We start from the raw sequence: 24,728 nt of genomic DNA, 5'->3' as shown, positions 1-24,728 counted from the left end.
ACGTCATGAAAAAACTATATATAACGGCATTCCTATTAGTAATAAGTATTGCTATCCATGCACAAGCAACCTATGAGTTTAGTCTGTCATTTGTTGGAATTAATGCAAATACAGGTAATTACCAAATGGCCTTACTAGCCACACCTAGTGAACCAGTTACCAACCATAGTACCGACGATATGGGCGCAGGTTTTTATGTCCCCACAGGTTTAACCATCGGGAATTTTGTAACAGGCAACTCCAATCTTCCAGCCTCCGAATGGGCATCTATGTCCATGGGACCGGGCGTATTTGGTGATGCCTATTTTTTAGGCCGTGATGAAGCGGGTCAGTACTCCGTCATACTAAATGGTGCAGGCCCTTTTGAACTGTTATTATTTGATGTCATTGCCAATCCAAATCCATCAAGTGGTGAAATTCGTTTTGTGGAAAATGGTGACCCTGTCTTTGATACTATCTATATAGAAAATTACATCAATATTGCGACTCAAAATCTGTATTCTCAAAATAATCCTTTGGCCAACGCTATTAGCTTTCAAACATTAGATTTAGATGCCGTTAATTTGAAGGAAACTATCAACATTTATCCCAATCCCGTATCTGAAATTTTATTTATCAAAACAACAAATTCTATTAATAATATAGAAATATTTACACTATTAGGAAGTCAAGTACTTAAAACAACGAGTGCTGAAATTGATGTAACTAATTTCCAATCCGGAACCTACATCCTTAAAGTACAAACCGATTTAGGCCAAACAATAAAAAAATTGATAATTAACTAATTAATATAGTTTTAATAGGAGATTAGGATCTGGGCAATTTTGTAAAAAATGGTCCAGATTTTTTTTGTTGCAAACACCAGGATAATCTCCTTCAAACCCTTGCAAATCACGAATTATCTGAAAATGTAAATGTGGCGCATAATCACCATTTACTTCAGCGGTACCAAGGGTTGCTATTTGTTCGCCTTGTTTAACGGCAGCTCCCACTTTTTTGTCGGTTAATGAATCCAAACTTAAATGACCATACAAGGTGTAAAAAACAAAACCATTAATTTGATGTTCCAAAATTAGTGTCGGACCATAATCACCATAGTTAGCATTATTGGCAAAGCTGTGAATAACACCTTCAAGTGGCGATAAAACAGCTGATCCTGCTGCAATCCACAAATCTAATCCTAAATGAATATTACGTTCGGTATCGGCATTTTGCTGATTGAAATAAGTACTGCGTTTATAAATATTTCGTTTTTCATTATAACCGCCATAAGCAACTTCTGCCCGTTTTTGATGGCAATAATCGTTTATAAAAACAGCCCAAGCTTGAGAGGAGGACACATCAAAAGTGTGTAGTGATAAATTCTGCTCCGATAAATCTATGGATATATATTTGGACAAGGGTATGTTTTTATCTAAAACAAAAAGAGGCATGGAGTTAATGCCATGTATAAAAGAAGAAAAGGGAGTTGAGTTCATAGTATGTAAAATTCAAAAATAGGAAACTAATCCATAACTATATGACTATATTTTGCATTAACAACAATCGTTTTGTTGTTGGAAATACTACCAGAATTAAAAGAAGAAACAGCTTGCCCCTTTGTGTTTTTAGGATGCTTGAATTGCGAATACTTACCGTGATACTGTAATTTATAATCGGCTTGAGGCAGTTTTAAATTTGCATTGCTATTATCTAATGTAATATTAATAGTCTTAAAGTCATCCGTTATTTCACTAATGGCTAGGTCTCCAAAGCTACCATTAAGAATAGCATTACCAGACAGTTTATCAATATGGATATTGGACGAATTAGAATTTAATACAAGCCCATTTACATTTTGTATGGTTGCCGCTTCCACAAAGTTCAATTCTAAATTACCGTTCTGCCAATCCTTTATTAAAAGGGATGAATAAGATGCATTGATGGCGGTTTGTTCGCCATCAATGCGTGATGCTAAAAATTTAGTGTGATTTAAATCCGCCTGGAGATTATGAATAATAGAAGTGAATTTCATTTCACCATGTCTGACATTCAGTTTTAATCTGGCGTCTTTGGGAATTTTTATTTTAAGTGTTTTTTTAACTTTCATATTTTTCCCCATGTCTGAATCAAACATGGCTCGATATTTAGCATCTTGCTTTTGTCGTATAGCTTCATGCTTATCATGTTCTTTTTCCATGAGCTTTGCACGTTCTTCCATTTCTTTTCCAATTTGTTCACCCCAAGTTTCCATTTCTTTGCCAAACTGTTCGCCCCATTTTTCCATGCTTTCACCAAAGGATTTTCCAAATTGCTCACCGAATTTTTCACCCCAAGCTTCCATGTCCTTTTCATATTTTTTAAAAGCCTCTGTGTCCACTTTTTTTGCCCAAGCCTCCATTTTTCTAGCATACGCATCGCCATATTTGGCACTGTATTCACGACTCCACCTATCCATATATGCTTCGCCTTCATTTTTATAGCGCTCAAAATCAAAATTGGTAGTATTCATGCCTTCTGGCAAATCCGGTAGTTTCGGCATATTAGGCATTTTAGGCATATTGGCCACGTCAAGGGATGCCATTAAACCATCAACCAATGGCATAATAAGCATGTCTGCTAATTCAATTTCCAAATTCTGTAAAGCATCTACTGATTGAACATCAAAAAGACTCATACTATCGGACCAACTATCACCTTCCGAATTAGATTTTATTGTGATATAATCTTTGGAACCTTCCACCTGGACCTTCCAAGCATCCACATGTTTTTTTAGTGCTTCTTTTGATAGCGCGTCACTTTCAATATAGGCTTCAACTTCAATAATATCTTTATTCCATGTATCGATGATTATGTTGGTATAACTCGCATGTATATCGAGGGTTACATCATCATTAACCTGTAAGGATTGCGATATTTTATCTACACGCTGTTGGGCATTTATACTACCTGCAAAAAGTAAGCAGAGAAGCAAAAATTTTATGCTTTTCATAATACTAATGTTTTATACGTTATTTTTCTTCTGATGTGAATCAGAGTTTTTTAAACTGTGCAATTGGTCTTTAAGGCGATACATGAGATTTAATCTAAATTTCAAATTTGTTATCAATGCACTTACCGTTAATTCATTGGGACCTTGCTCGGTTAACTCAACAGACAATCGTTTATACTCCGCATTTAAAGCATCTAAACGCGATATATAGCCATCAATGAGATCTTTATTTTCTGAAGTTAAGGTCACTTTGGACAACTCCAAATTAATATTTGCCAAATAATAATCCTCTACTTTTTTAAAGTCTGGAGAAATATCGCCTAGTGTTTTTAAAGGTGATTTTTCAGGAGCAACTTCAACAACCTGATTCGTTTTAATGGGTTCATTGAAAACAGCATACACACCAAAACCCAATCCCAAAACAATTACAACACTTGCTGCAATTTGCATCCATAAAAAACTATGCTTTTTCTTTTGTGGAAAGCTTTTGTTCAATTTCTGCTGAAAACGAGCTTCATGTCCTGAAGGCATGACAGTTTTGGTTTCCGCATTATTCTGTTTGAGTAAATCTCTAATATCGCGTGCCATTTTTTTTCTGTTTTAATAATTCTTGTAATTGTAACTTACCTCGGTAAAGTTGTGTTCTGGAAGAAACTTCGGTAATATTTAAAATATCTGAAATTTCTTGATGATCATAACCTTCCAGTAAATACAGCGTGAGAACCAATCGATATTTATCTGCTAAACTTGAAATAGCGTCTTTAACATCCACAACTTCCACGGTATCGTCTACTAACCAATTGTCATTACCCCAGTCCACCACATTTAAATGCGCAGCTTCAAGTTCCACCTGTTGGTGTTTTTGTGCTTTTAACATGTCTATACTCGTATTAATAACAATGCGCTTTAACCAGGCTCCAAAAGTAACTTCTGCTTGATACTGATCCAGTTTAGAGAACGCTTTAATAAAGGCATCCTGAACAATATCTTCAGCTTCGGCATCATGCTTTACAAATCGTCTTGCAACAATATACATACCTTGGCAGTACTGGTTGTATAACTGCATTTGTGCTTGACGGTTGTTTGCTTTGCATTTTTCAATAATTTCAAGTTGAAACATGCTTTACTTTTTGGTTTTAATGGTTTGGTTCATCTTAATGACGATGAAAAAAGTGATGTGTTGCAAAAATCCGCATCTTTTTTTCAAGATTAAAAATAAGTCTTAAAAAAATGTGATAGCCCTTCATTAAAAATAACATTTGAAGTATCTTTATATCATTAATTAAAATACCCTATGAATAGATTTTTTAAATGGTTTTTGGGATGCTTATTTCTAATTGCCATCAGTTTGTTTTTATATTCCTTTTTTGTGGATGGCAGTTTACTTGCACCACGAAAAAGTCCAATTGATACTGTATCCTTTTCTAAAAATGATTTACAGCTAGATATAGTTTATAACAGACCCTCTAAACGCGGTCGCGAAGTTTTTGGTGGTTTGGTTCCTTATAAGCAAGTTTGGCGAACAGGTGCCAACGAAGCCACAACCTTTAAAACGAGTAAAGCCTTAAAAATAAACAATGATTCGCTTCCTGCGGGAAAATATACCCTATGGACCATTCCAAACGATTCTACATGGCAAGTTATGTTTAATTCCAAACAATATGCTTGGGGAGTTGATACAGAAATGAAACCCATGCGTGAACCCGAATTTGATGTCATTACCGTTACCGTTCCCGTGGAAGACACAGGAGTTACGGTGGAACAATTTACAATTGGGTTTGACAATGCATTAGATCAATTATCACTAACTATGGCTTGGGATGAAACCAAAATAGCCGTACCAATAGAAACTTTTGACTAAAAAAACGTCACATAAAAAAGCACTACAAGAACAGGCTGGTGTTTCGCAACCCGAAACCATCAATCAGGCTATTATTGATGCTATACGTAGTCGAAGAGATGTAAAACCAACAACTCCACAAATTATTGAACGTATTTTAAAAGGTGATATAACAGCTTTAAGTCGCGCAATAACCTTAATTGAAAGCAAAAACAAAAATCATGCTGATCAGGCCCATGCTATTATAAAAGGCTGCCTTCCTTATGCTAATAAATCGGTTAGAATTGGGATTACAGGTGTTCCTGGTGTTGGAAAAAGTACATTTATTGAATCCTTCGGAACATATTTATCCAAAGCAGGAAAAAAAATTGCCGTTCTAGCTATTGACCCAAGTAGTTCTATTACAAAAGGAAGCATTCTAGGCGATAAAACCCGAATGGAGGATTTAGTAAAGGACACGAATGTCTACATCAGGCCATCGCCATCAGGGGAATCTTTAGGTGGTGTGGCGCGAAAAACTCGGGAAACTATTATCTTGTGTGAAGCTGCTGGTTTTGACACCATATTAATTGAAACCGTTGGCGTTGGTCAGAGTGAAACGGCAGTTCATAGTATGGTAGATTTTTTCCTGCTCCTTAAATTAGCAGGTGCTGGCGATGAGCTACAAGGCATTAAACGCGGTATTATTGAAATGGCTGATTCTATAGCCATTAATAAGGCCGATGGCGAAAACATGAAAGCCGCTAAAATTGCTAAAGTAGAATTTAATCGCGCATTACATCTATATCCAGCCAAAGATTCTGAATGGCAACCCAAAGTATTATTATGTAGCGCCTTGCATGATGAAGGAATAGATACCGTTTGGGAAACTATAATTAAATATGTGACGCAAACGCAAAGCAATGGATACTTTGAGCAGCGACGTCATGAGCAAAATAAGTTCTGGTTAATTGAAACCATTAAAGACCAACTGCATGCGGACTTCTTTAATAATGAGATCATTAAAAAAGCATTAAACGTACAGATAGCATTAATTGAGGCGCAGAAAACAACACCTTTTGCTGCTGCGGATTATTTATTGCAGTTAAAACCGGAATTATAGAAAATTGGTTTTATACCAAGCTACCTGCTTTTCCACACCTTCTAATAAGGTAGTTTGCGGATTATAATTTAGTAAGCTTCTCGCTTTATCAATAATAGCTTTGGTTCGTAATTGATCACCAGCTCTAGCAGACACATGTTGAATAGCAATATTCAGATCCATAACATGAGAAACCGCATCAATACCTTCTTGTGTAGTATGTTCTACTTCAGTTCCAAGATTAATAATTTCACCATCAACAGCATCAATAGCATTCATTACACTAACAACACCATCTACAATATCATCTACATAGGTAAAACTGCGTAAATGGGAAGAACTGCCTTGGTATAACGGAAAAGCTTCTTTATTAAATCCGCAGGCAATTAATTTGGTATACATTTTTTCAGGGCGTTCCCGAGGTCCAAAAACAGAATATAAACGCAATGAACAAGTCTTCAATTGTTTTTCTCGTGATTTTTGAAGTACCAATTGCTCGGCAGCTAATTTGGTTACACCATAATGAGAGGCCGGTTTGGGCGCTACTGTTTCAGGAAACGTTGCCTCTAGCCCGTAAATTGACGATGTACCAATATTTACAAACAACTTTAAATCCTTTAATTGCAAGGCAAAATCTATTATGTTTTTTGTAGCAATAATATTATTAGTGAAATAGTCTTCAAAAGTTGAAGTAGTAGAAATACCTGGTTGTGCCGCAAAATGAAAAATAAAATCGATATCGGTTGGTAAGTTGTCAATCAAATTATTTGAACGCAAATCCAATTTTAAAACAGGAATACCTTTATTATTTAGAGCTTTTTCATTTAATTTCTTTAAAGATTCGCTGTAATACGGCGAAAAATTATCCACACCTATTACATCATGTCCCATGTCTTTTAAACGTTCAGCTGTATGCGAGCCTATAAATCCCACTGCACCAGTAACTAGTATCTTCATAAATCTAATTTCTATTACAAAGAAACATTTTTTTTCTGTAAGATTAGAATTCTATAAAAAAGAATACATTTGTAGTACAACTTTAATTTTATGGATTACCAGTTTACAATTATAGTTCCCGTATATAATGAAGAAGATAATTTACCGCGAGTTGAAAAGGAATTATTAGAATACATGCAGATAGCCAGCAGAAAAACAAAGATTCTGTTTGTAAATGATGGCTCCAAAGACAGCAGTCAACAACATATTGAGGCTATTGCTAAAAGACATCCTGAATTTCAATATATAAGTTTCAAGGAAAATCGTGGCTTAAGCGCGGCTATTAAAGCTGGTTTTGATTATGCGGACACGGAATTGGTTGGTTATATAGATTCGGATTTACAAACCGATCCAAAGGATTTTAACGTGCTTTTAGAACATATTAATGATTATGATTTGGTAACGGGTGTTCGCGCAAACCGTAAAGATAGTTTTGTTAAAAACATGTCTTCTACTATTGCCAATGGAATTCGCCGTACATTTACTAAAGATGGCATGGACGATACAGGTTGTCCGCTTAAAGTTATAAAAACTGATTATGCCAAGCGGATTCCCATGTTTGAAGGTTTGCATCGCTTTCTTCCTGCTATGATTTTATTGCAAAAAGGTAAGATTGTCCAAATCCCGGTTAAACACTTCCCACGGGTTGCCGGAGAAGCCAAATTTGGCGTTTGGAATCGCTTAATTGGACCACTAATGGATTGTTTCGCGTACCTCTGGATGAAGAAAAAGTATATTAATTATACGGTTGAGAAACACAATTAATGAGTAATTGGCTCATATATAGTATAGGATTTTTAGCGCAGATATTGTTCTCTTCTCGACTTATTCTTCAATGGCTATATTCTGAAAAACAAAAACGCGTTATTACACCTACCATTTTTTGGACTTTAAGTTTATTTGCTTCATTCTTGCTATTTATATATGGATATTTACGTGATGATTTTGCTATTATGCTTGGTCAAGGCTTAACCTATTTTATATATATTAGGAATTTGCAACTACAAAACCAATGGCAGAAGTACCCTAAATTCATGCAATGGTTTTTATTATTAATGCCAACATTTATTGCCATTTTCTATTTTAACAATAATACGATAGACGTGGTGAAACTCTTTAAAAACGAAGCTATTCCTGTCTGGTTACTAACATTAGGAATCGTTTCGCAGGTGGTATTTACTTTACGTTTTGTATACCAATGGCTCTATTCGGAGAAACAAAAAGAATCAACCCTACCTTTTGGCTTTTGGTTATTAAGTTTAATAGGCTCTATTCTTATTTTAACTTATGCTATTTTCAGAAGAGATCCTGTGTTATTTACAGGTCATATTCTGGGTGCTATTATCTATATTAGGAATTTAATTTTAATCCGAAAATATGCTTCCGCTTCTTAAAAAATATCCCGTTTTATTTATTTGTTTTGGAATTGCACTGGTGTTGCTTCCAAATTTAAACGTAATGGACGTGACTATCATGGAAGCACGAAATTTTATTACAGCTCGTGAAATGTTAACCGATAATAACTGGCTACTCACAACCATGAATGGCGAAGCCCGTTATGAAAAACCACCTTTACCAACATGGCTTACCGCTATTTCTGCTGCTATTTTTGGTGTACAACGTGTTTTTGCTATGCGTTTGCCTGCGGTTCTATTTATTATGATAATAGCCGTTTTTGTTTTTAAATTATCCAAAAAAATCACAAAAAGTCAATCTTTCGGACTTTTATCTGCAATTATTGTTACCACTTCATTTTATGTTATTGGTATTATGATTGAAGCACCTTGGGATATTTTTACACATGGCTTTATGTGTGTTGCTATTTACTATTTATTTTGCTTTTTCCAAGTGACAAAAACGCAATGGAAATCAGCACTTTTGGCAAGTGTATTTATTGGTTTCTCCATATTGAGTAAAGGACCCGTTAGTTTTTACGCCTTATTATTACCGTTTTTATTGGCTTATGGATTTACATTTAAATATAACCGTTTTAAATCGAAATTTATACCCGTCCTACTTATATTAATTTTAGCGATTACTGTTGGTGGTTGGTGGTATTTATATGTGCGATTAGAAGATCCAGCCACATTTTTAGCAATTGCAGAAAAAGAAACGGGTAATTGGAGTAGCTATAATGTGCGCCCATTTTATTATTATTGGAGTTTCTTTACGCAAAGTGGTTTGTGGACGATTCCAGCATTTGTTAGTTTGTTATATCCATACTTAAAAACCCGAGTTAGAAACCGTAAAGCTTATAAATTTAGTTTTTTATGGACTATTTTTGCCGTTATATTACTGTCTCTAATACCTGAAAAGAAATCACGGTATTTAATGCCTGTTTTAATTCCTTTAGCAATTAATTGCAGTTTTTATCTAGACTATGTAATTCGTGAATTTAAAAATTTGAAAAATAAACGTGAAACCGTTCCGGTTTATTTCAACTTTGGGTTGATTGGTATTGTAGGCATAGCGTTTCCTATTTTAGCCTTTGCCTTTTTAAAAGATAATTTAACAGGTTATTGGTTCTCTTTTATATTAGCGTCAGTTATCGTGTTTGCTATGGGATTTTTCATTTTAAGATTCTTAAAACACATGAATATACGCATGGTTGTCGTTTGCGCTGTAGGACTTTATGCTAGTTTACTCCTTTTTGCTTTACCGCTAAAGGAAGCTTTGAATAGTGAGGACTTCCACCCGATTACTTCTGATATTTCTGGCGATTTAAAACTCTACCAATTCAATTATATAGCACCTGAAATGATTTGGGAATATGGTCAAAAAATTCCACCAATTAAAAATGAGGATGGTACAATGACCTTACCTAAAGAACCTAACTTTGGATTACTAACGATTGGCATAAGCCCGGAAGACTCCAATAAACTTCAGGAAACCTATTCGATAGAAAAAATAAATACGTTTAATTTGAATACCGTTTCTAAAGAATCAAGACAGTATAAAGATAGGCTCCTTGCTAACTATTACATACTGACAAAAAAGTAATTATTTCACATCATAACGTTTTTGTAAAAACAGGTCTAGTTTGTAAAACATGAAGCCTGACATTGCGCCAAATGCCATTCCACAAATAACATCCAATGGAAAGTGTACGCCAATATAAATACGGCTGTAACCCATAGCTACTGACCATATAAGCATTAGAAATATAAAATACTTGTATTTAAAACGGAGTAATAAACCACTGAACACAGCAACTGCCATGGAGTTAGAAGCATGACCAGAAAAGAAACCAAATTGTCCGCCACAATGTGGTTTAACCAAACGAACCAATCCTTCTAAAGTAGGATCATGACAGGGTCTTAAGCGCATAACCAATACTTTTTTAAATACATTGGTCATTTGATCGGTAAACAAAACCATTAGAAATATAACAAAAATGGTTATTAAAAATAGTTTAGGCGTTCGTGTTCTGAAAATTATAAAAAGTAAAACGGCATAAAAAGGAATCCAATAGAATTTAGTGGTATAAAACATCCAAAATCCATCCCAAGTGGTTGTTCCTAAATTATTTAAATAAAGAAAAAGTTCAGTGTCGAGTTGTACTAATTGTTCAAGCATAATTAATCTTCGTAACGTTCAATTTCACGATCGTAAAAATCGGTTGCTTGCTGGATTAACGATTCAGCTTCCATCTCCAATTCTTTTTGATCATGCTGATCAAAATCCTCCAACCATTCTACATCATCATTTTCTAAATTGATAATAAATCTAGGGAAATCGGTATGAATAACGAAAATAGCATCTGGAAAATCGGTATTATCGCCTAATAAAAATTTTGGGAACTCCATATATGGTTGTTAGGTGTTAGATAAAATTAAACGTTTGGTAAGATAGTTAAATCGGATAAATAATAAAATTGCTGCTACGGTTAATCCTGCTAATAAACCCATCCATATTCCAAAACTAGCATAGCGTTCGGCACTCCCAAAGTATATACTTATGGGAAACCCAACGATCCAGTAGGAAATAAAGGTTATAATAGTGGGTATTTTTACATCCTGCAAACCACGCAATGCACCAAGCATAACCACTTGAATACTGTCACTAATTTGAAAAATGGCAGCCGCAATTAATAAATTGGCTGCTATACGTAATACCTCAGCGTTATCCACCGCGTTTAGAACATCTGAATTATCTAAATACAATTTTGGTAATTGCTGATGGAAAATAAAAAATAACAGCCCGAAAGTGACCGCCAAAATCATTCCTAGTAAAAAAATTGAAAAGGCAATTCGGCGCAACTCGAAGTAGTTTTTTAATCCTTTTTGGTTACCAACACGTATCATGGATGCGACACTTAAACCGGTTGCCACCATAAAAGTCATGGATGATAAATTTAAAGCAATTTGATTGGCTGCCTGTGCATTCTTACCTAACAAACCACTCAACCAAATGGCGGCTGTAAAAATGGCAACCTCAAAAAACATTTGCATAGCACTTGGTGAGCCTAAATTAATTACTTTTTTGAGTTCTAATTTATCTAGCGCAAATATTTTGATATTAGTAACGTAATCTCTCGATTTTTTATGTCCTTTAAGAATCCACCAAAGGAAAACAACCATGACCACACGTGAGATTAATGTGCCATAGGCTGCTCCAACAATACCAAATTCAGGAAAACCAAACTTTCCAAAAATAAGGACGTAGTTTAAAACCACGTTAACAACATTGGCTACAATAGTAGCATACATAGGATAACGGGTCATGGATAAGCCATCACTAAACTGCTTAAATGCCTGAAAAACAATTAAAGGCACTAGTGAAAAGGCTACCCAATCCAAATACGGAATAGCTAATTCTACTACCTCCAAAGGCTGCTTCATTAGGTACATTAACGGTTTGGCAAATAAGAGTAGTAAAAATAAAAATAACCCTAAAGATGTACATAAAAACAAGCCATGCTTAAATGCTGATTTACCTTTAGCAAAATTTCCTTCCGCATCGGCTTCCGCAACTAAAGGCGTTATAGCTGTTGAAAAACCAATTCCTAAAGACATGGCAATAAACATAAAACTATTACCTAAAGACACAGCCGCTAATTCAGCGGTTCCTAATTGGCCAACCATGATATTATCTACAAATCCTACAAAAGTGTGTCCCAACATACCCAACATAACAGGAGCTGCCAGTTGCCAGTTGTATTTAAACTCTTTCGTGTAGTCGCTTAAAACCATTTTGCAAAAGTAGTATATTCCAATGGGTTTACATATTATGTAAAGGTTCTTTTATTCTTATTTTGCCGGGATTAACATTGTGTTAAGATTTCCATATTATGTATTATATTAACTTGTCAGCCTAATTTAGTTTTTTATGAAATTTAGTTACCTCTTTACGTTTTTGTTATGTTTAAATTATGGTTTGGCTCAAGACAGTCCTGAACCTTTTTTGCCAGAAATAGCTGGGCAATTTCCAAATGTTAGGGATATAGCCATTGCACCTAATGGCAATGAAATTCTATTTACGGCACAAAGTGTAATGGGTAATCTTTCCGCTATAATTTCGTTAAAAAAAATTAATGGTGTTTGGCAAGAACCTCAAGTTGCTGGCTTTTCTGGCCAACATTTTGATTTAGAACCTTGTTTCTCAACAGATGGATTAAAACTCTACTTTGCTTCCTCAAGACCGCTTAATAATGAATTAAAACCTAAAGATTTTGACATTTGGTATGTGGAAAGGAAAAATGTAAATGAACCCTGGTCTAAACCTAAAAACTTGGGTGAACCTGTTAATTCTATTAATGACGAATTTTACCCATCCATTGCAAATAATGGGAATCTCTATTTTACAAGAGCTGATAACTTGAAGAATACGAAAGATGATATTTATGTAAGCATATTTAAAAATGGTACGTATTTAGAACCAGAAACCCTGCCTAACACCGTAAATTCTGATGGCTATGAATACAATGCTTTCATTGCGCCTGATGAATCCTATATTATATTTGGCGCTTATAATCGGCCTGATGGATTAGGAAGTGGTGATTTATATATTAGCAAGAAATTAAAAACGGGTTGGTCTTCAGCCGAAAATTTAGGCCCCTTTGTAAACTCGGAGAAAATGGATTATTGCCCATTTGTTAAAAATGACACTTTGTACTTTACAAGTAAGCGCGATAACACTATAGTTGAACAAGAGAAACCGTTATCAATAAATAGTTTATTAGCGGAATTCAACAAAACAGCAAACGGGTCGAGTAAACTGTTTGCTGTTCCATTTAAAATTTTCAATCAGAAGGTTGATTAGAATGTGGCTACCTCTTGTTTAGCTAAATCAAATTCTTTCAGCATATCCCTTACAATTTCTGCTACAGGTTTTATATCGTGAATAAGTCCTGCTATTTGACCAATTTCCAATTCGCCATCTTTCAAATCACCTTCAAACATACCGCGTTTAGCACGCGCACGACCTAATAGTTCTTTTAATTGTTTTGGTGATGGAGATGATTTATAAAGCTCCTGAATTTCGTCGTAGAATTTGTTTTTAACCAAGCGTACTGGTGCCAATTCTTTTAAGGTTAATTGGGTATCACCTTCCTTCACATCCACAACAACTTGTTTAAAAGCTTGATGGGCTGAACTTTCTTCACTAGCCACAAAGCGACTTCCCACTTGAACGGCATCGGCACCTAAAATCATAGTAGCTAACATGGCTTTTCCGGTAGCAATACCGCCAGCTGCAATTAATGGAATGGTCAGCTGTTCTCTTACCATGGGAATTAATGTTAGTGTTGTGGTTTCATCGCGACCATTATGTCCACCAGCTTCAAAACCCTCGGCTACAACCGCATCCACACCAGCATCTTGTGCTTTTAAGGCAAATTTTACACTGCTCACCACATGGACAACCGTAATGCCACGCTCTTGCAACCAGCTTGTCCATGTTTTTGGATTTCCTGCCGAGGTAAAAACAATTTTTACACCTTCTTCCACAATAATATTCATGATTTCTTCCACATTTGGATATAACATAGGCACGTTAACACCAAAGGGTTTATCAGTTGCTTTTTTACATTTCTGAATATGCTCACGTAACACATCAGGATACATACTTCCCGCTCCTAACAAGCCTAGAATTCCAGCGTTACTAGATGCTGAAGCTAAACGCCAACCTGAATTCCAAATCATTCCAGCTTGAATAATTGGATATTGAATATTAAAAAGCTTGGTGATTTTATTGGACATAATATAATGTGTTTTTAATTTGAAATATAGTAACTAATAAAGACGATGCGAAATATATAAACGTACCTAATCCCTATGAAATTACGCCTGAACCAATAAGTTCATCATTTAAATACCACGCCGCAAACTGCCCTTCAGCTATGGCTGACTGTGGGTTTGAAAACTCAATATATAAACCAGATTCTACACGATATAACGTGGCTTTTTCTAATGGTTGCCTGTAGCGAATACGCGCTAAGACCGCCATGGTTTCCCCTTTGGATAGTGCTAAATCTTCACGAACCCAATGCAAATCATCATTTGAAATAAATAAAGCTGATTTATATAAACCAGGGTGTGCTTTTCCTTGACCTGTGTAAATCACATTCTCGTTAACATCAGTATCAATGACAAACAAGGGTTCCACGGTTCCTCCAACCGCCAATCCTTTGCGCTGTCCTTTAGTGTAAAAATGAGCACCTTGGTGTTTACCAACTACTTTTCCGTCCGTAACGTTATAATCCGCTTTTCTAGATAAATAGGCTAATTCCAATTCTTTAGAATCAAAAATCGGGTTTGAAATTTCATAATCTGCATAGGTGCTTGGAATTTCAACTATAACACCTTCTCTTGGTTTTAACTGTTGTTGTAGAAAATCTGGCAACCTAACTTTTCCAATAAAGCACAAACCTTGAGAGTCTTTTTTATCAGCTGTCACTAAATCCAATTTTGTTGCTATATCTCGAACTTCAGGCTTTGTTAACTCGCCTATAGGAAATAATGATTTTGCTAATTGCGCTTGCGATAATTGGCATAAAAAGTAGGATTGATCTTTATTGTCATCCACGCCTGCTAATAATTGATGAATAGTTTCACCGTTATTATCAAAAGATGCTTTCCGGCAATAGTGACCGGTTGCTACAAAATCCGCTCCTAAATCTAAAGCGATTTTCATAAACACATCAAACTTGATTTCCCGGTTGCAAAGCACATCAGGATTTGGGGTTCGCCCGCTTTCGTATTCCTTGAACATATAATCAACAATACGCTCTTTGTATTCTTCACTTAAATCGACTGTCTGAAATGGGATTCCTAATTTATCCGCCACTAACATGGCATCATTACTATCATCCAACCAAGGACATTCATCAGATATCGTTACAGAATCATCATGCCAATTTTTCATAAACAAGCCAATAACCTCAAAGCCCTGCTCTTTTAAAAGATAGGCTGCTACACTGGAATCTACACCTCCAGATAATCCGACTATAACACGTTTTTTGTTTTCCATAATTGGGTGCAAAGATACGAAAATCAAGTAATATCTCTTCTTCTTAAGCGGTTCTAATTACAGGCTAAATAATTTATTTTGTTTAAAGTTTTGTTAATTTTAATAAACATATTTAGGATTTTTGTTTAATGTTTTGTTATATTTGTTAAACAAACATAAAAACTTAACAAAATGAAAACATTAACAGCATTAAAAAGATTTTCGGCTACCTTACTAATAGTCTTATTTATCACATCCTGTAGTAGTGATGATGATAACAACATTTACACGCCGCCAGCACAACAAAATAACATTGTAGATCTAGCGTTGGCCACTCCAGAATTAAGTTCGTTAGTAGCTGCCTTACAAGCTGCCGACGGAGATTTAGTTTCAGTATTACAAGGATCAGGACCATTTACCGTTTTAGCGCCTGATAATGACGCGTTTGCAGCATTTTTATCAGCCAATGGATTTGCTTCCTTAAATGATGTACCAACAGATGTATTGTCACAAATACTTTTAAATCATGTAATTTCTGGATCTGTGCCTTCAACCGCGTTGGTAAGTCAAGGCGATGGTTATGCATCTACTAATGCAACAGGTGCAGGTGGTGCAAGCATGAGTTTATATTTCAATACAGCCAACAACGATGTACGTTTTAATAATGTATCATCTGTTTCAACTGCCGATATTGAAGCATCTAACGGCATCATTCACATAGTTGATGGTGTTATTGGCTTACCAGACGTGGTAGATCACGCCCTTGCAAATTCGAGCTTTAGCAATTTAGTAGCCGCTTTAGGTGCTGCGGATGGTGATTTAGTTTCCGTATTACAAGGAGGTGGACCATTTACAGTTTTAGCACCAGTTGATGCAGCTTTCGCTAATTTTTTAGCGGATAACGGATTCTCTGGGTTAGGTGATGTACCAACCGATGTATTATCGCAAGTACTTTTAAACCATGTATTAGCAGGTGCCACCTTTTCTACAGATTTAGTAAATATGGGTGCGGGTTACACCACAACTAGTGCAACTGGTGCTGGAAACAACCCAATGAGTTTATATTTTAATACCGCAGATGGTGTTGAATTTAACGGAATTTCTACGGTAGCCATAGCAGATGTTGTGGGAACAAATGGTGTTATCCACGCTGTGGATACGGTTATTGGATTACCAACTGTAGTCGATTTTGCATTAGCTGATCCTACTTTTGAAACTTTGGTTGCAGCATTAACAAGAGACGATTTAACGTTTGACTACGTAGGAACACTTTCTACACCAAATGGAACAGCTCCAGCGCCTTTTACAGTTTTTGCACCTACTAATGCAGCCTTTGGTGATTTATTAACAGAATTAAATGTAGCAACTTTAGGTGATATTCCAGAACCAACTTTAAAAGCTACGTTAGATATGCATGCGGTTGCAGGTGCAAACGTAAGATCAAGTGCTTTAATGGATAACATGACTGTTGGTACTTTAGGTGGAAACATAACAGCAAATATTACTGGTGGTGCAACCTTAACTGATGCAAACGGCAGAGTAAGCAACATAATTGCTGTTGATGTTCAAGCTTCCAATGGCGTTATTCATGCTATCGACAAGGTTGTTTTACCACCTTTATAATAGTAAGAAATTTATAGTGTACAACATTATTGATTGCTATAAATGTGATTAAATTGCTTTGAAAAAGAGAAGCTGTTCTTTAATTAGAACAGCTTTTTTTTATTAAATAACCATAAAACTAGTAGGTGAAAGTTTACAATTAATATATTAAAATCGATTTTGAATTCATGAATATATTACATAGATTGCAGTCCTTATGTTTAGGTATTCCCCATTTTGATTGATTAATAGCTAAAAATTACAAATGCATACCTAACAAAATAAAGCTCCTTAAATCTTTAAGGAGCTTTTATATTTTATGAGCGCAATTCCTAATTAGACTTCTTATACGGATTATTGCTTTTTGGCGTAAAATCCTTTTCTTCCTTTAAAGTCCCATTTTCATAATACTTCCAAATTCCATGTTTCTGATCATTACGGTAAGTGCCTTCCACTAATAAAACACCCGTTTCGTTATAAAATTTGGCTTCTCCGTGTAAATTGCCCATTTTATAATGGTGCTCCTTAATAACTGTTCCGTTTTCTGCAAAGCCCAAAGTTTTACCATGTAGCTTTCCATTTTCGTAAAGTGCTTTTTCAGCTACTTGCCCACTTAAATAATAAACAAATCGCGCACCTTCTAGCAATCCTTTATTATTATAATGTTCCAAGGTCATGATTTGCGTTCCATTATTATGGTAGTATTTCCAATCGCCAATATATGTTTTGTCTCGCATGAGCCCTTCACTTATTACTTTTCCTGTACTACCAAAAAAGGTCACTTTTGCAGTATCTGTATTAGGATTAAACTCACGTGTAGCAGTCAAAACGGCTTCCCCTTTAATATTTTTATAGAACTTAAACACGCCTATTTCTTTTCCATGTTGAAAAGCGCCTTCATAACGAACAACATTTGTTCCTTCAAAATTCTTTTTCCACTTACCGTCGCGTTTACCGTTGGCATCAAACTGATTAAATGTTTGCGCGAAACTCATAAAACCCATAAATAGTGCTAAAACAAATAGTATCTGCTTCATAATTATAACCTGTGTATTAAATATCTAAACGAAATAATATAGCATTTGTTATATCAAAAAAGCTGCCAATTAAGGCAGCTTGATTTTTTTTATTTCTTACGCTTTTCTTGCGCTTGTTTCTGTAGTTCGGCTTGCTCCATCATATCAGCCATTTTCTTCTGAAACTTACTTTGTTTTTTCGGTTTCTTCTTATTGATCTGAATTTGAGCATGAATTTTATCTTCATCAAGAATGTAATTCTTAATTACCAACATAATTCCAATACTAATAACGTTAGAAATAAAGTAGTACAAACTTAAACCAGATGCATAATTATTAAAGAAGAATAACATCATTAATGGTGATATGTAAATCATGTACTTCATTAGTTTAGCCATATCTGGCATACCCTCTTGAGTTGGTTGCGATGCCATTTGCTGTCCTGTTGTCATTTTCATATAAAAGAAAATAGCAATAGAGGCTAAAATTGGAAATAAACTAACGTGATCACCATACCACGGAATGGTAAATGGTAAATTGGCTACAATATCATAAGATGATAAATCGTCTGCCCATAGGAAACTTTTCTGTCTTAAATCGAAAGCCGATGGGAAAAACTGGAATAAAGCATAGAAAACGGGCAACTGTATTAAAGCTGGTAAACAACCACTCAACGGACTGGCACCTGCCTTATTTTGCAAAGCCATAGTTTCCTGCTGCGCTTTCATTTTATTATTCTTATGCTTCTCACGAATAGCATCTAATTCCGGTTTTAAAACTTTTAATTTTGCCTGCGACAGGAATTGCTTGTACTGAACAAATGATAATAAGAACTTTATTAAAATGGTCATTACAATAATAGCCACACCATATGGTAAAAAGCTTGCTAAAAAGGCAAATAATGGAACAAAAACATAACGGTTTATCCAACCGAAGATTCCCCAACCAAATGGAATACTATCTTCTAGACCAATATCATATTTCTGTAAAACCTTGTTGTCTGTTGGGCCAAAATAAAAGCCTAGTTCTTGATTTAACTCACCAGCATTTGCTTCTAAAGCAAATCTTGTTTGATACGCCTTTGTAAATACGGTATCAACTTCTTCATTTTCCACCAGATCGGTTGAATTGAATTGCACGGATTTTAATGGCACTTTGGACGTTAAAATACTGCTAAAGAAATGCTGTCTGTACGACAACCAACTTACATCAACTTCTGTTTCTTCATCTTCACCCGTTGGGCTTAATTTATCAATTTTACCACCTTCATATTGATACGTTAATCGCGTGTATCGGTTTTCATAACTGATACTTTTATCATGACGATAGGTTTGTAATTGCCAATCTAAATTAATAGGTTGCGAGCTATTTATAACATTACTTAAGCCTTGGGAACGGATTGTAAAATCAACCATATAATCATTTGGCTGAATTTCATAACGATATTCTAAAAACTGATTCGCAGACACTTTAAGTTTCATGGAAACGACCGTGTTTTCACCATTTTTAGTTACCGTAGGTTCAAAATATAAATCTTGGGTATTTAGAATGCGACTATCAGTGGTACCGAAATTAATATTAAAATCCGTATTCCCATCTTTTATAAGATAGATTGGAATGGAATCAAAATCGACAAACTTCTTTAATTTAACTTCAGATAAATATCCCCCTTTATTGCTAAATTTTAAATCTAAAACCTCCGTTTTCACTTCTGTTTCATTGGATTTTGCAGATGGCAGGCTTGCTGAATAGGCAAAAGCACCTAATTTATTTTGTAAGGCTACAAATTGGGTAGAATCTTGGGCGTTAGCTACTGAATAATCTTCCGCCGTTGTAACAGCAGTTTCTTTCTGATTTTGAGCTTGCTTTTCAGCTTCAACTTGCTCTTGTTTAGCGCGTTCTTGTTCTGCTAATTCCTCTGGAGTTGGCTGGTTGGCGTACATCATGTACACTAATATTCCAAAAATTAGGACAAACCCTATTATCGAATTCAGGTCAAATTTCTTTTCTTCCATATATTAAATTGGTTGTCGTTTTAAAACTACCGATGGCAAACCAATGCGTTAAATCGATATATTTCAAATAGGACACGTATAAAAAATTATCAAATAAATAGTTTTATGCTGTTTACAAAAAACTATCCAAAATTATTTTTGTGCCATAGTGGCACTTTTATTCTTGTTTTTATGTTTTAAAGCTGCTTTAACAAAAGCCACAAAAAGTGGATGCGGATTAGCAACCGTACTTTTATATTCTGGGTGATATTGCACACCAACAAACCAAGGGTGTTCTGGAATTTCTACAATTTCAACCAAGTTGGTTTCCGGGTTTATTCCTGTAGCCACCATTCCTGCAGCCTCAATCTGTTCTTTATATGTGTTGTTAAATTCATAACGATGTCTATGGCGTTCCTCTATAGAATTAGATTTATACACCTTATGCGCAATACTATTGGCTTTCAAATTACAAGTCCAAGCACCTAAACGCATGGTACCACCCTTTTCCGTGACATCCTTTTGCGACTCCATTAATCCAATTACGGGATTTGTAGTTTTAGGATCCATTTCTGTTGAATTGGCATCTTTTAAATTCATCACATTTCTACCAAATTCAATGACAGCCATTTGCATTCCTAAACAAATTCCAAAAAATGGCATGTTGTTTTCACGCACATACTTTACAGCATCAATTTTTCCTTCAATACCACGTTCACCAAAACCAGGCGCTACTAAAACACCATTCAAATGTGATAGTTTTGCGTGGATATTATCTGCATTTAAATATTCTGAATGAATAGGTTCTACATGAACTTTAACTTCATTTTCGGCACCTGCATGAATAAAGGCTTCTAATATGGATTTATACGAATCTTGTAACTCAACATATTTCCCAATTAAACCGATAGTAACTTCGGTTTTAGGGTTTTTTAGTCGTGTTAAAAATTCATTCCAACGGGTTAAATCTGGCGCGTGACTTTCCAACCCTAATTTTTTCAAAACAACGGTATCTAAACCTTGCTTCAGCATTAAATTAGGCACATCATAAATAGTAGAGGCATCAATAGATTGGATAACTGCTTCTTCACGAACATTACAAAACAACGCTAATTTTCTCCGTAAATCCATTGGGAGTTCATGCTCTGTACGGCAAACAAGAATATCTGCCATTACACCACTTTCCATTAACGTTTTAACACTGTGTTGGGTTGGTTTTGTTTTCAGCTCGCCAGCAGCCGATAAATACGGCACCAAGGTTAAATGAATAACTAAACCATTCTTTTCCCCTAAATCCCAACGTAACTGTCTCACGGCTTCAATGTATGGTAAGGATTCAATATCACCTACTGTTCCACCTATTTCCGTAATCACAATATCAAAATTACCAGAATTACCCAGCTTTTGAACGCGTTCCTTAATTTCGTCGGTAATATGAGGAATAACTTGAACCGTTTTTCCTAAAAATTCCCCACGACGTTCTTTATCTATAACGCTTTGATAAATGCGTCCTGTTGTAACGTTATTTGCTTGGCTAGTTGGTACGTTTAAAAAACGCTCGTAATGACCTAAATCCAAATCGGTTTCTGCACCATCATCCGTTACATAACATTCGCCATGCTCGTACGGGTTTAATGTTCCTGGATCTATATTAATATACGGGTCTAATTTCTGAATGGTTGTGCGGTATCCTTGAGCTTGCAAGAGTTTCGCCAATGAGGCTGCTATAATGCCTTTACCGAGAGAAGATGTTACACCTCCTGTTACAAATATGTATTTTGTTGTAGTTGTCATGTTGCGCTGTTAAACGCCTGCAAATTTACAATATTAAGTTTAATAGTTTGGGTGTTTCGGAGTTTATTTTGAAATGAAATTGAAGGGGAAATAAGTTGCGGAGATGTTTGGTGCCTAGCTATCGTTAGGAAGGTGGATAATGGAGTTGTACATGTCGTATTTAGATTAAGAAATCTCGCAAAGGCACAAAGCTGCAAAGGTGGAAAGGCGCAAAGTTTTGACTGATTCCGATAGCTATCGGGACTGAAAACTATCGCTTCGGGAAATTGCGTTTAATGTTATGGATTAATTCTTCCAATCCATTTAATTTTAGTTCGTAAACGGACTGTAGCATCTCGCCTAATTTACCGGTAGGAAATCCTTTATTATGATACCAAACTATATAATATTCGGGTAAATCTATTAAATACCGATCCTTATATTTCCCATAAGGCATTTTAGTATGCGCGAGTTTTATAAGAAACTCTCTATCTGGTTCCATGATTAGTGCGTTCTATTTCCAGTTGAATGATACAACTTTTTCTATATCAGGATGTAAACTGTAAAGCACAGGACAAGTATTAGCCGTATGTTCTAAAGTTTTACGGGTTTTTATGCTCGCTAACTCTGGAAAACTAAAAACAATTTCAATTTTTGAAATACGACGTGGATTGGAAGCCATCGTTTTTGTTACTTCTGCTTGGGTTCCTGCCATTTCATAATTCATATCTCGGGCTTTTATTCCCATAACCGTCATCATGCAATTTGCCAATCCAGTAGCAACTGTATCGGTTGGCGAAAATGCTTCGCCTTTGCCATTATTATCAACGGGCGCATCCGTAACAAAGGTGTTTCCTGATTTTACGTGGGTGTTTTCTGTGCGTAATTCGCCTAAATACATTACGGTTGCTGTCATAATTATTACTGTTTTATCTCTACGATTTTTAAATCTTCATACTTTACCAAATACACCGTATTATTAAAATAACCTCCAAATAATTTCTTTTTATAAGCGAATTTATTTTCAACATATTCCGTTAAAGGGGCCTGATTTACAGACTCATAAAGAGTATCGTAATTTACCAAACGCAAGACCACATCCATTGTTAAATCGAAACCACGTACGGCAATTTTATTAGGTGTTACACCAAACCGCTTGAAATAATTATTAGCAAAACTATTATTATCATCTTCATTATACGTTTTTGCAATGGTTGGAAATGTTAATTGCAAATTAGATAAGTGATAATTTGAAACCTCATCATCTTCAAAGGCACTTCCCATTTCCGTGGTTGCTAATATAATTTTTCGGTCTTTAGAAATCAAAGAATTCAATTTACTCGTTACATTGGATACGAATCCGGGATTAGAGGTTTCTAAAAACACCATATTTTTACCGGATTTAAGCTTTGAAATAATATCGGTATCATAAATATAAAATGCATCCTTTTGTTCTTTATCTTTTCGAGAATAGATTTGAGAAGCTGTTGGGAAATGCGTTTTTAAATCGTTAGAAACTTTTACGCGACTTTGATCGGCAATAATGATAATTTGACTAATTGAAGAATCTTTCTTTACGTAATTTACAATTTTATCTTTTAATAAATCTTCCGAAGGCATGGTTTGAAAAACATGATCTGAAAGTTTTAAATCCTTTAAATTAGGCGAAATTAGCGGGATATTTCGACTTTGTAATTGGGAAGAAACTTTTTCAAACGTTGCAGACATTAATGGCCCTATAACGGCATGAACCTCATCAAAATTATTTTCGTTTAATATGGTTGATACTTCACTAACCATATTTTTAGTATCATAAACATCTACTTTTAAATTAACGCTTATTTTTTTAAGAGAATCTAAAGCTACAACCACACCGGAATAAAAATCTAATGAGGTATTTAAAAATGGGTCTTTTTTAATTTGTGCTTTCGCATCAGCAACGGAATCTACATTGACACGATTTAGTTTAAACGGCAACATGATAGCTATATGTTTCTGTTTGTAACTTGAAATAGAATTTGTTAAATCCGTGCTTTCTAATTTTATGTTTTCATCTTCAATAGTGGCATTGAAAGGGACTTTTAAAATCATCCCTACTTTCAGTCCGCTTTCAATTAATTCTGGATTTAACGTTTCCAATTGACTTTGCTCCAAACCTAATTTCACTTTCAGACGGTAAAAACCTTCTTTAGGCAAAACCTCATAATATGAATATTGATTATCTACGGGCTTCTCTTCTGTATTACCAATATTTGGCACATTAATAACTTCGCCTTCTTGTAAAATAAGACTCATTCCAGGATTTAAAGCCTCCAATTCAGCAACTGTTATTCCAAATTTATAAGCAATACGCCATTTTCCTTCTTTTGGTAAAACGGTATAGGTTTTGGCTGTTTCTTCTGGTTGAGAAACTGTAAACACTTTTTTATAAACAGGTATTTTTATTTCATCGCCTTTACGTAGGTTGTTGGCATATAAAAAGGTGTTGTGTTTTTTTATTTCGTCTTGTTCCACACCATACTCTTTAGATAAGCTGTATAATGTTTCTCTACGCTTTACTTTATGAGTTTTAAATCCTGTTAACTCCTTTTCAATAGCGGCATGTGGTGCTGATTGATTTATTTTTTTATTTGGAATAATTAAAACCGCATTGGTTTTTAATTCCTTTTTGGCATCCGGGTTTAAAGCGTAAATATCAAAAGGCGTTAGCTGATATTGTCTGGCAATAGCCTCTATGGTTTCACCAGGTTTTACCTTATGTGTTTTATAATTTTGTGCTTGCGATGTGGAACCACAGCCAAATAGTATTAGGATGCTTAAAATGCAAAATAATTTCTTCATAATCTATATACGTTCTGCGTTGCGTTAGCGATTGCAACGTTATCCTTTTTATTCTTTTTTATAAATATAAGCGATATAAAAAGATTTAAGTGTAAAGCGCGACCCTTGTGGTAACGCCCAACTTCACGATATCATTTTTTAGTTCCTTAAAAATAACGCGATAGCA

24 protein-coding genes are annotated in these 24,728 nt (G+C 35.1%); 8 read left to right on the top strand and 16 right to left on the bottom strand.

The annotated features are described in order from the left end of the window. The first annotated feature begins 5 nt into the window (after positions 1-5). A complete protein-coding gene (locus ACFPH8_RS08865; RefSeq protein WP_376860252.1) occupies positions 6-785 on the top strand; it encodes a T9SS type A sorting domain-containing protein in 780 nt (259 codons plus the stop codon). Here ACFPH8_RS08865 and ACFPH8_RS08860 read toward each other — a convergent pair whose 3' ends face one another. The 4 genes from ACFPH8_RS08860 to ACFPH8_RS08845 all read right to left on the bottom strand — a co-directional run bounded on the left by ACFPH8_RS08860 (position 786) and on the right by ACFPH8_RS08845 (position 4,091). Beyond that, positions 786-1,400, bottom strand: coding sequence for a peptidoglycan DD-metalloendopeptidase family protein (locus ACFPH8_RS08860; protein WP_376860250.1), 615 nt, complete (start codon positions 1,398-1,400; stop codon positions 786-788). A 104-nt stretch (positions 1,401-1,504) separates the two neighbouring features. Continuing rightward, complete coding sequence (locus tag ACFPH8_RS08855) at positions 1,505-2,971, bottom strand: DUF4097 family beta strand repeat-containing protein (protein WP_376860248.1); 1,467 nt, start codon at positions 2,969-2,971, stop codon at positions 1,505-1,507. A 12-nt stretch (positions 2,972-2,983) separates the two neighbouring features. After that, complete coding sequence (locus ACFPH8_RS08850; protein ID WP_376860246.1) at positions 2,984-3,559, bottom strand: hypothetical protein; 576 nt, start codon at positions 3,557-3,559, stop codon at positions 2,984-2,986. After that, a complete protein-coding gene (locus tag ACFPH8_RS08845) occupies positions 3,543-4,091 on the bottom strand; it encodes an RNA polymerase sigma factor (protein ID WP_376860244.1) in 549 nt (182 codons plus the stop codon). Before ACFPH8_RS08845 ends, ACFPH8_RS08850 begins: the two co-directional genes overlap by 17 nt. A gap of 174 nt (positions 4,092-4,265) precedes the next feature. Between ACFPH8_RS08845 and ACFPH8_RS08840 the strand changes: the two genes are divergently transcribed. Next, complete coding sequence (locus ACFPH8_RS08840) at positions 4,266-4,832, top strand: DUF2911 domain-containing protein (RefSeq protein WP_376860242.1); 567 nt, start codon at positions 4,266-4,268, stop codon at positions 4,830-4,832. Then, on the top strand, positions 4,825-5,913 hold the full coding sequence (gene meaB / locus ACFPH8_RS08835) for a methylmalonyl Co-A mutase-associated GTPase MeaB (RefSeq protein WP_376860240.1): 1,089 nt from the start codon (positions 4,825-4,827) through the stop codon (positions 5,911-5,913). The genes ACFPH8_RS08840 and meaB overlap by 8 nt, the downstream gene beginning before the upstream one ends. Here the strand turns inward: meaB and ACFPH8_RS08830 are convergent. Continuing rightward, on the bottom strand, positions 5,908-6,849 hold the full coding sequence (locus ACFPH8_RS08830; protein WP_376860238.1) for an NAD-dependent epimerase/dehydratase family protein: 942 nt from the start codon (positions 6,847-6,849) through the stop codon (positions 5,908-5,910). The genes meaB and ACFPH8_RS08830 overlap by 6 nt on opposite strands. Before the next feature lie 90 nt (positions 6,850-6,939). Here ACFPH8_RS08830 and ACFPH8_RS08825 point away from each other — a divergent pair, with 90 nt between their 5' ends. The 3 genes from ACFPH8_RS08825 to ACFPH8_RS08815 are packed head-to-tail and all read left to right on the top strand — an operon-like array spanning position 6,940 to position 9,888. Then, the gene (locus ACFPH8_RS08825) at positions 6,940-7,653 is read left to right on the top strand and encodes a glycosyltransferase family 2 protein (protein WP_376860236.1); all 714 of its coding nucleotides are present in this window, start codon (positions 6,940-6,942) and stop codon (positions 7,651-7,653) included. After that, a complete protein-coding gene (locus ACFPH8_RS08820) occupies positions 7,653-8,282 on the top strand; it encodes a lipid-A-disaccharide synthase N-terminal domain-containing protein (RefSeq protein ID WP_248395144.1) in 630 nt (209 codons plus the stop codon). Before ACFPH8_RS08825 ends, ACFPH8_RS08820 begins: the two co-directional genes overlap by 1 nt. Then, on the top strand, positions 8,266-9,888 hold the full coding sequence (locus ACFPH8_RS08815) for an ArnT family glycosyltransferase (protein ID WP_376860234.1): 1,623 nt from the start codon (positions 8,266-8,268) through the stop codon (positions 9,886-9,888). Before ACFPH8_RS08820 ends, ACFPH8_RS08815 begins: the two co-directional genes overlap by 17 nt. Here ACFPH8_RS08815 and ACFPH8_RS08810 read toward each other — a convergent pair whose 3' ends face one another. The 3 genes from ACFPH8_RS08810 to ACFPH8_RS08800 are packed head-to-tail and all read right to left on the bottom strand — an operon-like array spanning position 9,889 to position 12,080. Continuing rightward, positions 9,889-10,464, bottom strand: coding sequence for a phosphatase PAP2 family protein (locus ACFPH8_RS08810; protein ID WP_376860232.1), 576 nt, complete (start codon positions 10,462-10,464; stop codon positions 9,889-9,891). A gap of 2 nt (positions 10,465-10,466) precedes the next feature. Beyond that, entirely contained in the window at positions 10,467-10,694 is a 228-nt protein-coding gene (locus tag ACFPH8_RS08805; RefSeq protein ID WP_248395147.1) for a hypothetical protein, read from the bottom strand. 9 nt (positions 10,695-10,703) lie between these two features. Next, positions 10,704-12,080 carry an MATE family efflux transporter gene (locus tag ACFPH8_RS08800; protein WP_248395148.1) on the bottom strand — a complete coding sequence of 459 codons (1,377 nt, stop codon included), beginning with the start codon at positions 12,078-12,080 and terminating at the stop codon, positions 10,704-10,706. A gap of 136 nt (positions 12,081-12,216) precedes the next feature. On the opposite strand from ACFPH8_RS08800, the gene ACFPH8_RS08795 reads away from it, so the two are divergent. Beyond that, positions 12,217-13,149 (top strand): TolB family protein, encoded by a 933-nt coding sequence (locus tag ACFPH8_RS08795; RefSeq protein ID WP_376860229.1) that lies wholly within the window; start codon positions 12,217-12,219, stop codon positions 13,147-13,149. Here ACFPH8_RS08795 and ACFPH8_RS08790 read toward each other — a convergent pair. Continuing rightward, the gene (locus tag ACFPH8_RS08790) at positions 13,146-14,087 is read right to left on the bottom strand and encodes an NAD(P)H-dependent flavin oxidoreductase (protein WP_376860227.1); all 942 of its coding nucleotides are present in this window, start codon (positions 14,085-14,087) and stop codon (positions 13,146-13,148) included. The two genes, ACFPH8_RS08795 and ACFPH8_RS08790, sit on opposite strands and share 4 nt — an antisense overlap. A 73-nt stretch (positions 14,088-14,160) precedes the next feature. Next, positions 14,161-15,357: a tRNA 2-thiouridine(34) synthase MnmA gene (gene mnmA / locus ACFPH8_RS08785; RefSeq protein ID WP_376860225.1), complete on the bottom strand. Its 1,197-nt coding sequence runs from the start codon at positions 15,355-15,357 to the stop codon at positions 14,161-14,163. A 171-nt stretch (positions 15,358-15,528) separates the two neighbouring features. On the opposite strand from mnmA, the gene ACFPH8_RS08780 reads away from it, so the two are divergent. After that, entirely contained in the window at positions 15,529-16,959 is a 1,431-nt protein-coding gene (locus ACFPH8_RS08780; protein ID WP_376860223.1) for a fasciclin domain-containing protein, read from the top strand. 311 nt (positions 16,960-17,270) lie between these two features. Here the strand turns inward: ACFPH8_RS08780 and ACFPH8_RS08775 are convergent, their stop codons facing one another. The 6 genes from ACFPH8_RS08775 to ACFPH8_RS08750 all read right to left on the bottom strand — a co-directional run bounded on the left by ACFPH8_RS08775 (position 17,271) and on the right by ACFPH8_RS08750 (position 24,562). Beyond that, positions 17,271-17,975, bottom strand: a complete 705-nt coding sequence (locus ACFPH8_RS08775) for a toxin-antitoxin system YwqK family antitoxin (RefSeq protein ID WP_376860221.1) — start codon at positions 17,973-17,975, stop codon at positions 17,271-17,273. Positions 17,976-18,064: 89 nt separating this feature from the next. Beyond that, positions 18,065-19,969, bottom strand: coding sequence for a membrane protein insertase YidC (gene yidC, locus ACFPH8_RS08770; RefSeq protein ID WP_248395154.1), 1,905 nt, complete (start codon positions 19,967-19,969; stop codon positions 18,065-18,067). A gap of 132 nt (positions 19,970-20,101) precedes the next feature. Continuing rightward, the gene (locus tag ACFPH8_RS08765) at positions 20,102-21,742 is read right to left on the bottom strand and encodes a CTP synthase (protein WP_376860218.1); all 1,641 of its coding nucleotides are present in this window, start codon (positions 21,740-21,742) and stop codon (positions 20,102-20,104) included. 250 nt (positions 21,743-21,992) lie between these two features. Continuing rightward, positions 21,993-22,223, bottom strand: a complete 231-nt coding sequence (locus ACFPH8_RS08760; RefSeq protein ID WP_248395156.1) for a DUF3820 family protein — start codon at positions 22,221-22,223, stop codon at positions 21,993-21,995. A 12-nt stretch (positions 22,224-22,235) separates the two neighbouring features. Then, positions 22,236-22,637, bottom strand: a complete 402-nt coding sequence (locus ACFPH8_RS08755) for an OsmC family protein (RefSeq protein ID WP_376860216.1) — start codon at positions 22,635-22,637, stop codon at positions 22,236-22,238. Positions 22,638-22,642: 5 nt separating this feature from the next. Next, on the bottom strand, positions 22,643-24,562 hold the full coding sequence (locus ACFPH8_RS08750; protein WP_376860214.1) for a PBP1 and LysM peptidoglycan-binding domain-containing protein: 1,920 nt from the start codon (positions 24,560-24,562) through the stop codon (positions 22,643-22,645). Positions 24,563-24,728 lie beyond the last annotated feature (166 nt).

It is taken from the genome of Bizionia hallyeonensis, from assembly GCF_042657385.1.
Taxonomy (GTDB): Bacteria; Bacteroidota; Bacteroidia; order Flavobacteriales; family Flavobacteriaceae; genus Algorimicrobium; species Algorimicrobium hallyeonense.
The sequence above is the reverse complement of the archived record's forward strand: the minus strand, read 5'-3'. Positions and strand labels throughout refer to the sequence as shown.

Coding starts and splice junctions, on each gene's coding strand:
- ACFPH8_RS08865 (WP_376860252.1), top strand. CDS start 6: ATGAAAAAACTATATATAACGGCATTCCTATTAGTAATAAGTATTGCT.
- ACFPH8_RS08855 (WP_376860248.1), bottom strand. CDS start 2,971: ATGAAAAGCATAAAATTTTTGCTTCTCTGCTTACTTTTTGCAGGTAGT.
- ACFPH8_RS08850 (WP_376860246.1), bottom strand. CDS start 3,559: ATGGCACGCGATATTAGAGATTTACTCAAACAGAATAATGCGGAAACC.
- ACFPH8_RS08845 (WP_376860244.1), bottom strand. CDS start 4,091: ATGTTTCAACTTGAAATTATTGAAAAATGCAAAGCAAACAACCGTCAA.
- ACFPH8_RS08840 (WP_376860242.1), top strand. CDS start 4,266: ATGAATAGATTTTTTAAATGGTTTTTGGGATGCTTATTTCTAATTGCC.
- ACFPH8_RS08830 (WP_376860238.1), bottom strand. CDS start 6,849: ATGAAGATACTAGTTACTGGTGCAGTGGGATTTATAGGCTCGCATACA.
- ACFPH8_RS08825 (WP_376860236.1), top strand. CDS start 6,940: ATGGATTACCAGTTTACAATTATAGTTCCCGTATATAATGAAGAAGAT.
- ACFPH8_RS08820 (WP_248395144.1), top strand. CDS start 7,653: ATGAGTAATTGGCTCATATATAGTATAGGATTTTTAGCGCAGATATTG.
- ACFPH8_RS08815 (WP_376860234.1), top strand. CDS start 8,266: ATGCTTCCGCTTCTTAAAAAATATCCCGTTTTATTTATTTGTTTTGGA.
- ACFPH8_RS08810 (WP_376860232.1), bottom strand. CDS start 10,464: ATGCTTGAACAATTAGTACAACTCGACACTGAACTTTTTCTTTATTTA.
- ACFPH8_RS08805 (WP_248395147.1), bottom strand. CDS start 10,694: ATGGAGTTCCCAAAATTTTTATTAGGCGATAATACCGATTTTCCAGAT.
- ACFPH8_RS08800 (WP_248395148.1), bottom strand. CDS start 12,080: ATGGTTTTAAGCGACTACACGAAAGAGTTTAAATACAACTGGCAACTG.
- ACFPH8_RS08795 (WP_376860229.1), top strand. CDS start 12,217: ATGAAATTTAGTTACCTCTTTACGTTTTTGTTATGTTTAAATTATGGT.
- ACFPH8_RS08790 (WP_376860227.1), bottom strand. CDS start 14,087: ATGTCCAATAAAATCACCAAGCTTTTTAATATTCAATATCCAATTATT.
- mnmA (WP_376860225.1), bottom strand. CDS start 15,357: ATGGAAAACAAAAAACGTGTTATAGTCGGATTATCTGGAGGTGTAGAT.
- ACFPH8_RS08780 (WP_376860223.1), top strand. CDS start 15,529: ATGAAAACATTAACAGCATTAAAAAGATTTTCGGCTACCTTACTAATA.
- ACFPH8_RS08775 (WP_376860221.1), bottom strand. CDS start 17,975: ATGAAGCAGATACTATTTGTTTTAGCACTATTTATGGGTTTTATGAGT.
- yidC (WP_248395154.1), bottom strand. CDS start 19,969: ATGGAAGAAAAGAAATTTGACCTGAATTCGATAATAGGGTTTGTCCTA.
- ACFPH8_RS08765 (WP_376860218.1), bottom strand. CDS start 21,742: ATGACAACTACAACAAAATACATATTTGTAACAGGAGGTGTAACATCT.
- ACFPH8_RS08760 (WP_248395156.1), bottom strand. CDS start 22,223: ATGGAACCAGATAGAGAGTTTCTTATAAAACTCGCGCATACTAAAATG.
- ACFPH8_RS08755 (WP_376860216.1), bottom strand. CDS start 22,637: ATGACAGCAACCGTAATGTATTTAGGCGAATTACGCACAGAAAACACC.
- ACFPH8_RS08750 (WP_376860214.1), bottom strand. CDS start 24,562: ATGAAGAAATTATTTTGCATTTTAAGCATCCTAATACTATTTGGCTGT.